Source organism: Streptomyces lomondensis, assembly GCF_014651035.1.
In the GTDB taxonomy this organism is placed as follows: Bacteria; Actinomycetota; Actinomycetes; order Streptomycetales; family Streptomycetaceae; genus Streptomyces; species Streptomyces lomondensis.
On sequence record NZ_BMWC01000019.1, the window covers coordinates 1 to 13,334 of the forward strand.

Below are 13,334 nucleotides of genomic sequence, written 5' to 3' on the forward strand. Positions count from 1 at the left end.
AGCACCCGTGGTTCCAGGAGTCGCGCAAGGACCCCGACGGCCCCTACGGCGACTACTACATGTGGGCCGACGACGACAAGGGCTACCCGGACGCGCGGATCATCTTCGTCGACACCGAGACGTCGAACTGGACGTTCGACCCGGTGCGCGGCCAGTACTTCTTCCACCGCTTCTTCTCGCACCAGCCCGACCTCAACTACGAGAACCCGCGCGTCCAGGAGGAGATCCTGGCGGCGCTGAAGTTCTGGCTGGACCTCGGCATCGACGGCTTCCGGCTGGACGCGGTCCCGTACCTCTACGCGGCCGAGGACACGAACTGCGAGAACCTGCCGGCCACCCACGCCTTCCTCAAGCGTGTCCGCCGCGAGATCGACGCGCAGTACCCCGACACGGTGCTGCTGGCGGAGGCCAACCAGTGGCCCGAGGACGTCGTCGACTACTTCGGCGACTACGCCACCGGCGGCGACGAGTGCCACATGGCCTTCCACTTCCCGGTCATGCCGCGCATCTTCATGGCCGTCCGCCGCGAGTCCCGCTACCCGGTCTCGGAAATCCTGGCCAAGACCCCGGCCATCCCCTCGGGCTGCCAGTGGGGCATGTTCCTGCGCAACCACGACGAGCTGACCCTGGAGATGGTCACCGACGAGGAGCGCGACTACATGTGGGCCGAGTACGCCAAGGACCCCCGCATGCGCGCCAACATCGGCATCCGCAGGCGTCTGGCTCCCCTGCTGGACAACGACCGGCACACCATCGAGCTGTTCACCGCGCTGCTGCTGGCCCTTCCCGGCTCGCCGATCCTCTACTACGGCGACGAGATCGGCATGGGCGACAACATCTGGCTCGGCGACCGCGACGCCGTCCGGACCCCGATGCAGTGGACCCCGGACCGCAACGCGGGCTTCTCCACCTGCGACCCGGGCCGCCTCTTCCTGCCGGCGATCATGGACCCCGTCTACGGCCACCAGGTCACCAACGTCGAGGCCTCGATGTCCTCGCCCTCGTCGCTGCTGCACTGGACCCGCCGCATGATCGAGATCCGCAAGCAGAACCCCGCCTTCGGACTCGGCTCCTACACCGAACTGCCCTCCTCCAACCCGGCGGTGCTCGCGTTCCTGCGCGAGTACGAGGACGACCTCGTGCTCTGCGTGAACAACTTCGCGCGGTTCGCGCAGCCCACCGAACTCGACCTGCGCGAGTTCGCCGGGCGCCATCCGGTGGAGCTGTTCGGCGGAGTCCGCTTCCCGGCCATCGGTGAACTGCCGTACCTGCTGACCCTCGGGGGCCACGGCTTCTACTGGTTCCGGCTCACCCGCGTCGCCTCGCGCATCGGCCGACGACTGTGAGCATGCGCCGACGAAAGGAGGCGTGACCATGCCGAAGACCGCATCCCTCCGCCCGAGCCTCACGCGCCTGGCCGAGCCCATGGAGTCGCTCGGCGGGCTGCTGCGCGACTGGCTGCCGCGGCAGCGCTGGTTCGCGGGCAAGGACCGGCCCGTCACTGAGCTCGGCCTGCTGTCGATGACCGAGCTGTTCCCGGGCTGTCTGCACCTGCTGGTCCACGCCGGTCACGCCGGTCACGCCGGTCACACGGGCGTGCCCTCCCCCGGTGGGGCGCTCCCTGCCGGGGACTGCTACCAGCTGCTGCTCGGCGTGCGTGAGCATCCGGCGCCGCGCCTCGGGCGGGCGCTCATCGGGCAGGTGCAGGACGGACCGCTGGCCGGTCTGACGGTGTACGACGCGCTGCACGACCCCCGTTCGGCGCAGCTCCTGCTGGACCGGCTGCGGCACCCCGGCACCGCGGGCCCGCTGCGCTTCGACTGCGACGCGGACCAGCAGGTACCCGCCGGACTGGTGCCTCGTCTGCTGGACGTGGAGCAGTCCAACTCCTCGCTGGTCTACGGCGACGAGTACATCCTGAAGGTCTTCCGGCGCATCCAGCCGGGCGTCAACCCCGACCTGGAGGTGCCGGGGGCACTGGCCCGCCAGGGCTGCCACCGCGTCCCGGCGCCCGTGGCCTGGTTCCAGACGAAGCATCCGTTCCAGGCCACCCTCGGCGTGCTCCAGCCGTATCTGCGGGACGCCTCCGACGGCTGGACGCTGGCGCTGCACGCGCTGGCCGCCGGCGACGACTTCACGGCCCAGGCGCGGGCGCTGGGCGCGGCCACGGCGGAGGTGCACCTCGCGCTGGCCTCGGCCTTCCCGGTCGGCGAGCCCGGGGAGAACGGGCGGACGGCCACCGCGATGAACGAGCGCCTGACCGCCGCCGCGCACTGCGTGCCCGCGCTGAAGCCGCTCGTGCCGGGCCTGCGGGCCGCGTTCGCCGCCCTGACCACCTGCGACGTCGGGCCGCCCGCCCAGCGCATCCACGGCGACCTGCACCTGGGCCAGGTGCTGCGGGCCGGGCGCGAGTGGTTCGTCATCGACTTCGAGGGCGAGCCGTCCAGGCCGCTCTCCGAACGGCGCAGCGCCCACTCCCCCGTGCGGGACATCGCCGGGATGCTGCGCTCCTTCGACTACGCCGCCCGGCAGCGCCGCCCCTGGCGCCCGCAGTGGGCCCGCCGCTGCCGCGAGGCCTACTGCGCGGGCTACGCCGGCCGCGCCGGCTGGGACCCCCGCAAGAAACACGGACTGCTCCGCGCCTACGAGACGGACAGGGCCGTGTACGAGGTGCTGTACGAGGCACGGCACCGCCCCGACTGGCTGCCTGTACCGATGGCGGCGATCGAGCGCCTCGCCGTGAGAGGAGACTGAGCCGTGGCCCTGCGCGACACCTCAATCCCGGAGCCGTCCGGCCCGGTCCCGAGCCCGACCGCGCCCGCCCTGAGCCCGGAGGACCGGGGGCGCCTGCTGGCGGGCGCCCACCACGATCCGCACGCGCTGCTGGGCGCCCACCCGGTCCCGGGCGGGATCGTGTTCCGGGCGCTGCGCCCCTTCGCCCGCTCCGTGAGCGTCGTGATCGGCGGGAAGCGCACCGCCCTCGCCTCGGAGGGCGACGGCCTCTTCTCCGGCGTGCTGCCCCTGGACGCGATCCCCGCGTACACGCTGCACGTGGCGTACGACGGCAGCGAGCAGGAGGTGCACGACCCGTACCGCTTCCTGCCCGCGCTCGGCGAGCTCGATCTGCACCTGATCCGCGAGGGCCGGCACGAGCAGCTGTGGCAGGCGCTCGGCGCGGAGCCCATGACCCACGAGGGCGTGGCGGGCACCCGGTTCACGGTGTGGGCGCCGAACGCGCAGGGCGTGCGGGTCGCCACGGACTTCACCTACTGGGACGGGACGCAGTTCCCCATGCGGTCCCTGGGCGCGTCCGGCGTGTGGGAGCTGTTCCTTCCGGGCGTCGGCGAGGGCACCGCGTACAAGTTCGAGATCCACTCCCGGTACGGCCACCGCTTCCTCAAGGCGGACCCGATGGCCCGCCGCTGCGAGGAGCCGCCCAACACGGCGTCGGTCGTGACGGCCTCGCACTACGAGTGGGGCGACGCCGAGTGGATGGCGCACCGCGCCGACACCCCGGTGCACGAGGCGCCGTTCTCGGTGTACGAGGTGCACCTGCCGTCCTGGCGCCCGGGGCTGACCTACCGGCAGCTCGCCGAGGAACTCCCGAAGTACGTCAAGGACCTGGGCTTCACGCACGTCGAGCTGATGCCGGTCGCCGAGCACCCCTTCCACGGCTCCTGGGGCTACCAGGTCACCGGGTTCTACGCGCCGACCGCGCGGCTGGGCTCCCCGGACGACTTCCGGTACTTCGTCGACGCCTGCCACCGGGCCGGCATCGGCGTGATCATGGACTGGGTGCCGGCGCACTTCCCGAAGGACGACTGGGCGCTGGCCCGGTTCGACGGGGACCCGCTGTACGAGCCCGGGAACGCGCAGCGCGCCGAGCACCCGGACTGGGGCACCTACGAGTTCGACTTCGCCCGCACCGAGGTGCGCAACTTCCTCGTGGCGAACGCCGTGTACTGGTGCGAGGAGTTCCACATCGACGGGCTGCGCGTGGACGCGGTCGCCTCGATGCTCTACCTGGACTACTCGCGCGAGGACGGCCAGTGGGAGCCCAACGCGTACGGCGGCCGGGAGGACCTGGCGGCCATGGCGTTCCTCCAGGAGATGAACGCGACCGTGTACCGGCGGGCGCCCGGCGTCGTCACCATCGCCGAGGAGTCCACCGCCTGGGGCGGGGTGACCCGGCCCACCGACACCGGCGGGCTCGGCTTCGGGCTGAAGTGGAACATGGGCTGGATGCACGACTCGCTGGAGTACATCGCCCACGAGCCGGTGCACCGCAAGTACCACCACCACGAGATGACGTTCTCGATGGTGTACGCCTACAGCGAGAACTACGTGCTGCCGATCTCCCACGACGAGGTCGTGCACGGCAAGCAGGCGCTGGTGTCGAAGATGCCCGGCGACTGGTGGCAGCGGCGCGCGACCGTCCGCGCCTACCTCGGCTTCATGTGGGGCCACCCGGGCAAGCAGCTGCTGTACATGGGGCAGGAGTTCGCGCAGGGAGCCGAGTGGTCGGTGGAGCACGGGCCGGAGTGGTGGCTGCTCGACGACGGCTACCACTCGGCGGGCGACCACCGGGGCGTGCGCGACCTGGTCCGCGACCTGAACGCGGTGTACCGGGCGACGCCCGCGCTGTGGCAGTGCGACACCCGGCCGGAGGGCTTCCGGTGGGTGGCGGTGGACTCGGCCGACGACAACGTCTTCGCGTTCCTGAGGTACGACGCCGAGGGCAGGCCGCTGCTGGCGGTGTCGAACTTCTCCCCCGTCGTCCGGCACGACTACGGCCTCTGGGTGCCGGGGGACGTGGCCGCTTGGCAGGAGACCCTCAACACCGACGACCCACGCTACGGCGGCAGCGGCGTGACCAACACAGATCCGGTCAAACCGGAGGACGGCTGTGTCCGGATCACGCTGCCTCCCCTGGCCACCGTCTGGCTGACGCCGTTCGCTCCGTGAAGTCCTGCCGCCCCACCAGGTGTCCGAACCGCCTGTGAGGGGCACTGGGGGTCTACCACCGGGACAACCCGGTGGCAGACGCGGCAGGGCACAGAAGGGCGGACATCAGGGTGCGCACCGTCGGAGTGGAGGAGGAACTCCTCCTGGTCGATCCCGAGACCGGGGACCCGCGGGCACTGTCCGCAGCGGTGCTCGCCCGGGCCGCGCAGGACGACGCGGATCAGGACGTTTTCGAGAAGGAACTCCACGAGCAGATGCTGGAGTTCGCCACTCATCCGCAGTCGTCCATGGAGGCCCTGCGCGCGGAGATCGTCCGCTGCCGCAAGGAGGCCGCCCGGCACGCCGGGGAGATCGGCTGCACGGTCGCGGCGCTCGCCACCTCCCCGCTGCCGGTCAGCCCCGCCGTCGGCGTCAACCGGCGCTACCAGTGGATGGCGGAGCAGTACGGCATCGCCACCCGGGAGCAGCTCGTCCTGGGCTGCCATGTGCATGTGGCGGTCGAGTCCGACGAGGAGGGCGTCGCGGTCGTCGACCGGCTGCGGCCCTGGCTCCAGGTGCTGAAGGCGCTCAGCGCCAACTCGCCGTTCTGGCAGGGCAAGGACTCCGGGTACAGCAGCTACCGCAGCCGGGTGTGGCTGCGCTGGCCGTCGGCCGGCCCGACCGAGATCTTCGGCTCGGCCGAGCGGTACCACCGCCTGATCGCGGACATGGTGGCCACCGGGGTCCTCCTCGACGACGCGATGATCTACTTCGACGCGAGGCTGTCCCAGCGGTACCCGACGGTGGAGATCCGGGTCTCGGACGTCTGCCTGCACGCGGGCACGGCCGTGCTGGTCGCCACCCTGGCCCGCGGGCTGGTCGAGACCGCGGCACGCGAGTGGCGGGCCGGCCGGGAGCCGCTCGACCACAGCGTCAGCCTGCTGCAGCTGGCCGACTGGCAGGCCGCCCGGTCCGGCCTCGCGGGCGAGCTGCTGCACCCCGTGACCATGCGGCGCATGCCCGCCGAAGCCGTCGTGCGAGCCCTGCTGGACCACGTCGAGGAGGCCCTCGCGGACACCGGTGACCTCGAACGGGCCCGGGCCGCCTGCGCGGAGCTGCTGCGGGACGGCAACGGCGCGCAGGTGCAGCGCGAGCTGTTCGAGCGCACGGGGAGCCTGCGGGACGTCGTCACGGAGTGCGTCCGCCACACGCAGGCGTGAGGCGTCCCGGTCTTTCCGGGCGCGGGTTCAGAGGATCAGGACGAGGGCGTAGGCCAGGAAGAACGCCGCGATCAGCACCACGAGGACGATGATCAGCGCCAGCGGTCCCTTGGCCCAGCCCTTGGGCGGGTTGTGCGTCTCCCGGGGCCCTGCCTCGGGCAGGCTGCTCTCCGCGGGCGGGGTCTCGCCCGGCGGTACGCCGCCGCCCGGCTCCAGGCCGGGGGTGCGCTCTGGATCGGGATCGGGATTGATGTGGCTCATGCCGACCGGGTCCCCCGATCGCGGCCGGATCATCAGGGGGTCCCACTTCCGTATTTCCCGACCCGGAGGGTCCGGTCTCGACTAGATTCGAGCACCGCGCCGATGACGGTACCCGTCGGCAATGTCACACCCCGTACACGTCAGGAGCAGTGCATGCGCGACCTCGCCCTCGCTCCGCCGGCCGTCTCGCCCCTGACCGGCGGGCTCGCCGACAGCGTCTTCGAGAGGGCGGACCGCGAGCCCACCCGGCCGGTGCTCGCCCGCCGCAGCGACCCCGCCTCCGCGGTCTGGGAGGAGGTGACGGCGATCGAGCTGCGCGACGAGGTGGTGGACGTGGCCAAGGGCCTGATCGCGTGCGGGTTACGGCCGGGCCACCGCGTGGCCATCATGGCGCGCACCCGGTACGAGTGGACGGTGCTGTGCTACGCGCTGTGGGCCGTGGGGGCGGAGGTCGTGCCGGTCTACCCGACGTCGTCGCGGGACCAGGTGGAGTGGATCCTGCGGGACTCCGGGTGTGTGGCCGTGGTGGTCGAGGACGAGCAGGGCGTGATGACCGTCGGCTCGGTGTGCGCGTCGCTGCCGCTGCTGCGCCACGTCTGGCAGCTGGACGCGGGCGCGCTGGAGGAGCTGACGGGGCGCGGGGAGTTCATCCCGCTCGCCACGGTCGACTCGATGCGCCGCCTCGTGCTGCCGGACTCCACGGCCGTCATCGCCTACACGTCCGGCACGTCGGGTCACGCCATGGGGTGCGCTCTGAGCCACCGCAGCCTGGCCGCCCCCTGCGACACGCTGCTGGCCGGCTGGGGGCACACGGTGGCCCCGCGCGGGGAGCAGGGCTCGGTGCTCGCGTTCCTGCCGTTCTCCCATGTGTACGGACTGATGATCCAGGGCCTGTGCGTGCGCGGTGGCCTGCTCATGGGGCACCAGGCCGAACTGAGCGCCGAGGCGCTGTCGTCGGCGCTGCGCTCCTTCCGGCCCACCTACCTGTACGCGGTCCCGTCGATCCTGGAGAAGATCTACAAGAACTTCCTGCGCACGGCCCAGCAGGGCGGTCACGGCGGGCTGTTCGAGCGGGCCGCCGAGACGGCACGGGACTTCGCCGCGGCCCTGGAGCGCCAGCGGCTGGGCCGGGGCCGAGGGCCGGGCTTCGACCTGCGGCTCCAGCACGCCCTGTACGAGCGCACGGTGTACCGCCGGCTGCGGGCCGCGCTGGGCGGCCGGGTGCGGCGGGCGACCTCGGGCGGCTCCCCCCTCAGCCGCGACCTGTCCCTCTTCTACGAGGGCATCGGCATCTACGTGCACGACGGGTACGGCCTGACGGAGACCGCCGGCGGTGTGACGATGCAGCCGCTGGGCCGGGAGAAGTCCGGGACCGTCGGGCAGCCGCTGCCGGGCACCGAGATCCGGGTGGCCGAGGACGGGGAGATCCTGGTGCGCGGCCCGTCGGTGTTCCAGGGGTACGTGGGCGACGAGGCGGCCACCCGGGCCGCGCTGCGCGGGGGCTGGCTGGCGACCGGGGACCTCGGGCAGCTGGACTCGGAGGGCTATCTGACGATCACCGGCCGCAAGAAGGACATCATCATCACCAGCGGCGGCAAGAGCGTCGCCCCGCTGGCGCTGGAGCAGCGGCTGCGGATGCACCCGCTCATCCACCAGGTGGTGGTCGTGGGCGACAACCGGCCCTGCGTCGGCGCCCTGATCACGCTGGACCCGGAGTTCCTGGCGCACTGGCGGGCGGCGCTGGCGCTCCAGGGCGAGATGCGGGAGGCGCGGGAGGAGAACGCGCTGCGGGAGGAGGTCGCGCGGGCCGTGGCCGCGGCCAACAGCGCGGTGTCGCGGTCGGAGTCGATCCGGGTGTTCCGGGTGCTGCCGGAGCCGTTCGACGTGACCAACGGGCTTCTGACACCCTCGATGAAGCTGCGCCGGGACGAGATCGTGCGGCGCTACGCGTCGGAGATCGACGCGATGTACCGGTCACGCCGGCGTCCCGGTCGCCCGAGCACGGTGGACGAACCATCGAACTGGGACGATTCGGACAGCGTGTTCCGCTGAGCACCCGGCCGGACGCGTAGGCCTCGCCCCCTCGGGAACACGCAACAGTGGCGACGCAAGAGAAAGGACGACAGCCCTGACGACAGCCCTTGCTGACGCCGGGCCGGAAAGGCGATATGTCAACCGAGCCGCGTGGGGATGACGCACTGACCTCCGAGGAGATCCCGAGCCGCACGAACAGCTTCGTGGGCGAGCCGCACGATGTGACGGGTGCGCGGCTTGCCGCGGAGGAGTTCCTGCGTGACCTGGCACGCTCCTCCCCGCCCGCTGCCCCCGAATACTGGGACGACATCCTGCTGGTGGTGACGGAACTGGCCGCCAACGCGGTCCAGTACGCCCCAGGACCGTTCGCCCTGCGGATGCGCCGGACCTTCGACGGGGTGCACGTGGTCCTGCACGACACCAGCACCACGGAGCCCGCCCCGCGCCCCTTCGACCCGCGCAGCGGTGGCGGCGGCATCGGCTGGCACCTGATCCACACCCTGTGCGACCAGGTCAGCGTGGTGACCGACGACCGGGGCAAGGACGTGCACGTGTTCCTGCCCTGGTGAGCCGGGAGCGTCACGGGCGCGGCGCGCCCGTGACGGCTTCAGACCGAGGTCGCCGCGCGCGGCGGCAGCCGGTGGTAGTAGTCGCCCACGGCTGTCAGGTACTCCCGGTCCCTGGTCTCGCTGTCGGTCTGGAAACGGGGCGCCGCCTTGGCGTCTCCCCTGGTGCAGGCCAGTGTGATCTTCCGGGCCTGCGTGTCTATGCCGGTGACGACCCCGGCCGGCACCAGGACACTGCGGCCGAACACCCAGACACCGGTGTCGACGACCAGGTGCCGCATGGCGTGCGGGGCGGCCTCGCGGTCCACGTGCCCGATCGTGCCGTCGGTCGCGGCGACGGTGAACCCGGTCAGGTCCTGCCCCTCGGTGTGACCGCTGTCCGGCGCGTACGACCAGATTCTGTCGATGGCCACGCTGTCCCATCCTCCCTGGCGATGTGCGGATCGAGCCCCGGCGGACGGCTCCCGCCCGCCTGCTCCACAGCAGCAATTACCCTCCTGCCGCAAGCGCATTCGGCGTACACGCCTGCCACCGCGCCAGGCGGCGGTCCTCGGCGATGTTCACATCCGGGGGCATGGAGGGCGGTTTCCGGGGTAATCGCGGGGGCGCGGTGAAAACGGAGCCCGGCAGCGAAGGGAGGCACATGAGAAACGGCACTCGAGCCCGCGACACGACCGGCATCGCCCCGCACCGCGGTCACCCCCGGAGGTGACCAGCCCAGGCCGTAGCACTTGTTGGAGGTACCCGTGCCCCTCGCCCAGAACCCGCTGTCCGTGGAAGTCGAACTGCCCCGGGAGGACGTGGCCCTGATCACGGTCGACGGCTACCTGGACGTCGACACCGCGACCGAGTTCCAGGCCCATCTGGCCAACCAGCTCCACCACGGCCGACGGCACTTCCTGCTCGACCTGTCGTCCGTCCCGTTCATGGACTCGTCGGGGATGAACATCATCCTGCGGGTGTACCAGGAGACCCGCGGCAACGCCGGCAGCGTGCATGTCATCGGCCCGACGCCGGCCGTGCGGCGCATCCTCGACCTGACCGGGGTCAGCATCACGGTGCCGATATCGGAGAGCGTCGACGAGGCCCTGGCCCGTGTCGACGAGACGCCGGACACCCCCGGGGAGCCGGGGGCGGAGGGCGCCTGACGGACTCGGTGTCCCTCGGGCACGGCGCCGGTACGACCGGTGGCCCGGTGCCCTCGCTCCGCCCTGCCCGGACGGCGGCCCGCCCCTGCGCACGCGGGTGACGGCGGTGGCCAACCGCCGTTCCCCCGAACCGTTCCGCTTGCGCCGGATCCGGTGTCGTACGAGGTCGGCGCATGGTTAGAGTTGTCGCCCGGCAAGTGTCACAGCGCCGTCTCGTTGCCTGAAGCGGGTTCGGTCGATGCAACGCGGATGAGGAGAGAACCAGGTGCCGGAGCACGAAGCGGACGGACAGCTCGCCACCCCGACGCACGAGGTCAGGGACTTCCTGAACCGACGGCGTGAACAGATCGCCCAGCGGTGGGCGGACGAGCCCCTGTTCCGCACCGTGTTCACCGTCTCGCGCGACGAGGCGGTGGAGGCGGGCAAGGTCGTCGTGGACGCGCTGGCCCAGGTGGCCGACTCGGACCAGGTGGAGGACCCGGACGCCGCGGGATTCAGCGGCGTGCGCGAGCAGCTGGCCCGGATGGGCGCGGCCCGCTCCCGGGCCGGGCTGTCCAACACCCAGGTCTCCAGCGAGCTGGCCGCCCTGCGGCCACCGGTCGAGAATCTGCTGGCCGCCGATCTGGAACAGGCACCCCCCGAGCACCTGCGGGCGTGTTCGACGGCGCTGACCGTGCTGATGGGCACCCTGCGGCTGGTGGCGATGCAGACCGCGCTGAGCGAGTGGCAGGCGCTCAGCGACCGGCAGCAGATGCAGCTGATGGAGGTGGCCACGCCCGTCATCCGGCTGTGGGACGGCATCGTGGCCGTGCCGCTGATCGGGACGCTGGACAGCGCCCGCAGCCAGGTGGTGATGGAGACCCTGCTGAACGCCGTGGTCGACCAGCACGCCCGGTTCGCGATCCTCGACATCACCGGCGTGCCGACCGTGGACTCGCTGGTGGCCCAGCACCTGATGAAGACGGTCGCCGCGGCGCGGCTGATGGGTGCCCAGTGCATCGTCTCGGGCATCCGCCCCGCCATCGCGCAGACCATCGTGCACCTCGGCCTGGACCTGGACGTGATCACCCGCGCGAGCCTGTCCGACGCGCTGGGTTACGCGCTGCACCAGCTCGGCGCGGACATCGTGAACCCGGGTACGGGTCAGCGGTGAGCGAGGCGTACTCCCGTCCGGTCACCGGCCATGTGCCGGTCCTGCGGCTCGGTGACGTCCTGCTGGTCACCCTCCAGGGGGACCTGCACGACAGCACGGCGCAGCAGCTCCAGCAGGATCTCGCCGAGACGATCTCCCGTACCGGAGTGCGCGGTGTCCTCATCGACATCTCCGGGGTGGAGATCGTCGACTCCTTCCTCGGCCGGGTGCTGGCCGAGATCGCGGCGCAGGCCAGGCTGCTGGCCGCGCGGACCGTGGTGGCGGGCATGCGCCCGGCGGTCGCCATCACCCTGGTGGAACTGGGCCTGACGCTGCCGGGGCTGAGCACCGCGCTCAGTACCGAGGCGGGCATGGAACTCCTCGGACAGCAGGCCCCGGTGACCCGTCCCGGCAGCCCGCGTCAGGAGAGTCCGTGATGCACACTGCCGCGGGCGTGGAGGCCTGCCTGCCCATCCGGTCGGACATGGACCTGGTGTGGGTGCGACAGCATGTACGGCAGGCCGCTGCCCGCCTGGGCTTCGGCCTGGTGGAGCAGACCAAGCTCGTCACCGCGGCCAGTGAGCTGGCCCGCAACACCCTCGTGCACGGCGGGGGCGGACAGATGGAGGCGGTCCACGTCAGCAGCGGGGGCGTCCACGGGCTCCGGCTGTCCTTCACGGACGAGGGGCCGGGCATCGCCGACCTGGACCAGGCGCTCAGCGACGGCTACACCTCCGGCAACGGGCTGGGCATGGGGCTGAGCGGCGCCCGGCGCCTGGTGCACGACTTCGACATCGAGAGCACGCCGGGCGCCGGCACCACCGTCCGGGTGACCTGCTGGGCGGCCCAGCCGCCGCGTCCGCGCGAGGAGGTGTGATGCCGCGCGTGTGGGATGTCCCGGTGCGCGACTCGACCCGGGTGCGCGACGCGCGGGTCGCGGCGGAGGGCGCGGCCGCGCTGGCCGGGCTGGACGAGCGGCGCACCGCGGCCGCCGCGCTGGTCGCGACCGAGCTCGCCACGAATCTGCTGAAGCACGCCGAGGGCGGGCAGGTGCTCATCGACGTCGTGGACCCGCCCGCGCCGCGGGACGGCCGGACGCGGGCCCGGGTCGTGCAGATCGCCGCGATCGACCACGGGCCCGGCATCGCGGACGTCCCCGCGGCCCTGCGCGACGGTTTCTCCACGACCCGGTCGCTCGGGGCCGGGCTCGGCACGTGTCTGCGTCTCGCCGACGACTTCGGCCTGCACAGCACACCGGGCCGCGGCACGGTCGCGGTGGCCCGCGTGGGGATGACGCCCAGGGGTGGTGCCGCCACCGCGGGGTCGGCGGTGACGGCGTGGGCCGACGGGCTGCCGGGGGGCCGGGGCCCGGCCGGTGGCGGGGTCGAGGGCGGCATGCCCGGGCCGGGCACGCCGGGTGGTGGGCAGCGGGGCACCGGTGCGTGGCCCGAGGGCCCGGGCTCCGGCGGCGGGCTGTGGCCGGACGCCGGGCCCGGCCCTGCCTCACGGACCGAGCCGCCGGTCATGGCCTTGGCCTGCGGTGACCTGACGGAGCACACGGCGGTGCCCGGCATCGCAGGAACCCTCGGCCTGCCGGCAGGGGCCCCCGCCGGCAGCCCCGGCACGCCGGAACAGGAGCCGGGACGACTGACGGCGCCGGGCGGCGAACCGTCCGGTGCCGGCGCGCCGGGGCGAGCGGCACTGGCCGGACCGCAGATGGGACCGGACGGCGATCCGTCCGGTGCCGGCGCGCCGGGGCGAGCGGCGCTGACCGGTCCGCAGCCGGGACGGCAGACAGGCCCGGGCGGCGAACCATCCGGTACCGGCACGCCGGGACGAGCGGCGCAGACCCGTCCGCAGCCCGGATGGCACGCGGGACTGGACGGCGAACCGTCCGGTACCGGCGTGCCGAGGCGGGCGGCGCAGGCCGGTCCGCAGACGGGACCGGGCGCCGAACCATCCAGTGCCGGCACGCCGAGGCGCACGGCGCAGCCCGGCCCGCAGACGGGACCGGGCGCCGAACCATCCG

At 72.5% G+C, this 13,334-nt stretch carries 12 protein-coding genes and 1 pseudogene; 11 read left to right on the forward strand and 2 right to left on the reverse strand.

The window, feature by feature from the left end; all coding sequences use genetic code 11:
- From treS to IE255_RS36790, 4 genes are all read left to right on the forward strand, one after another.
- The coding region (gene treS / locus IE255_RS36775) for a maltose alpha-D-glucosyltransferase (RefSeq protein ID WP_190054774.1) at window positions 1-1,346 on the forward strand (1,346 nt) is incomplete at its 5' end.
- A gap of 28 nt (window positions 1,347-1,374) precedes the next feature.
- On the forward strand, window positions 1,375-2,754 hold the full coding sequence (locus IE255_RS36780) for a maltokinase N-terminal cap-like domain-containing protein (protein WP_190054775.1): 1,380 nt from the start codon (window positions 1,375-1,377) through the stop codon (window positions 2,752-2,754).
- A 3-nt stretch (window positions 2,755-2,757) separates the two neighbouring features.
- Entirely contained in the window at window positions 2,758-4,965 is a 2,208-nt protein-coding gene (glgB, locus tag IE255_RS36785; RefSeq protein WP_190054776.1) for a 1,4-alpha-glucan branching protein GlgB, read from the forward strand.
- 110 nt (window positions 4,966-5,075) lie between these two features.
- Entirely contained in the window at window positions 5,076-6,164 is a 1,089-nt protein-coding gene (locus IE255_RS36790) for a glutamate--cysteine ligase 2 (protein WP_190054777.1), read from the forward strand.
- A gap of 27 nt (window positions 6,165-6,191) precedes the next feature.
- On the opposite strand, the gene IE255_RS36795 is transcribed toward IE255_RS36790, so the two are convergent.
- Window positions 6,192-6,425 carry a DUF6480 family protein gene (locus IE255_RS36795; RefSeq protein WP_190054778.1) on the reverse strand — a complete coding sequence of 78 codons (234 nt, stop codon included), beginning with the start codon at window positions 6,423-6,425 and terminating at the stop codon, window positions 6,192-6,194.
- A 153-nt stretch (window positions 6,426-6,578) separates the two neighbouring features.
- Between IE255_RS36795 and IE255_RS36800 the strand changes: the two genes are divergently transcribed.
- A complete protein-coding gene (locus tag IE255_RS36800) occupies window positions 6,579-8,477 on the forward strand; it encodes an AMP-dependent synthetase/ligase (protein WP_190054779.1) in 1,899 nt (632 codons plus the stop codon).
- A gap of 116 nt (window positions 8,478-8,593) precedes the next feature.
- Complete coding sequence (locus IE255_RS36805; RefSeq protein ID WP_190054780.1) at window positions 8,594-9,028, forward strand: ATP-binding protein; 435 nt, start codon at window positions 8,594-8,596, stop codon at window positions 9,026-9,028.
- A gap of 38 nt (window positions 9,029-9,066) precedes the next feature.
- Here the strand turns inward: IE255_RS36805 and IE255_RS36810 are convergent, their stop codons facing one another.
- Complete coding sequence (locus IE255_RS36810) at window positions 9,067-9,438, reverse strand: PRC-barrel domain containing protein (protein WP_190054781.1); 372 nt, start codon at window positions 9,436-9,438, stop codon at window positions 9,067-9,069.
- A 333-nt stretch (window positions 9,439-9,771) separates the two neighbouring features.
- On the opposite strand from IE255_RS36810, the gene IE255_RS36815 reads away from it, so the two are divergent.
- From IE255_RS36815 to IE255_RS36835, 5 genes and pseudogenes are all read left to right on the forward strand, one after another.
- On the forward strand, window positions 9,772-10,173 hold the full coding sequence (locus IE255_RS36815; protein WP_190054782.1) for an STAS domain-containing protein: 402 nt from the start codon (window positions 9,772-9,774) through the stop codon (window positions 10,171-10,173).
- A gap of 265 nt (window positions 10,174-10,438) precedes the next feature.
- Window positions 10,439-11,326, forward strand: a complete 888-nt coding sequence (locus tag IE255_RS36820; RefSeq protein ID WP_190054783.1) for an STAS domain-containing protein — start codon at window positions 10,439-10,441, stop codon at window positions 11,324-11,326.
- Window positions 11,323-11,742: an STAS domain-containing protein gene (locus IE255_RS36825; protein WP_190054784.1), complete on the forward strand. Its 420-nt coding sequence runs from the start codon at window positions 11,323-11,325 to the stop codon at window positions 11,740-11,742. The genes IE255_RS36820 and IE255_RS36825 overlap by 4 nt, the downstream gene beginning before the upstream one ends.
- Window positions 11,742-12,182 (forward strand): anti-sigma regulatory factor, encoded by a 441-nt coding sequence (locus IE255_RS36830; protein WP_190054831.1) that lies wholly within the window; start codon window positions 11,742-11,744, stop codon window positions 12,180-12,182. Before IE255_RS36825 ends, IE255_RS36830 begins: the two co-directional genes overlap by 1 nt.
- A pseudogene (locus IE255_RS36835) lies at window positions 12,182-12,667 on the forward strand (ATP-binding protein); the annotation flags it as partial. The gene IE255_RS36830 and the pseudogene IE255_RS36835, both read left to right, overlap by 1 nt.
- Window positions 12,668-13,334: the final 667 nt, after the last annotated feature.

Coding starts and splice junctions, on each gene's coding strand:
- IE255_RS36800 (WP_190054779.1), top strand. CDS start 6,579: ATGCGCGACCTCGCCCTCGCTCCGCCGGCCGTCTCGCCCCTGACCGGC.
- IE255_RS36780 (WP_190054775.1), top strand. CDS start 1,375: ATGCCGAAGACCGCATCCCTCCGCCCGAGCCTCACGCGCCTGGCCGAG.
- IE255_RS36805 (WP_190054780.1), top strand. CDS start 8,594: ATGTCAACCGAGCCGCGTGGGGATGACGCACTGACCTCCGAGGAGATC.
- IE255_RS36830 (WP_190054831.1), top strand. CDS start 11,742: ATGCACACTGCCGCGGGCGTGGAGGCCTGCCTGCCCATCCGGTCGGAC.
- IE255_RS36795 (WP_190054778.1), bottom strand. CDS start 6,425: ATGAGCCACATCAATCCCGATCCCGATCCAGAGCGCACCCCCGGCCTG.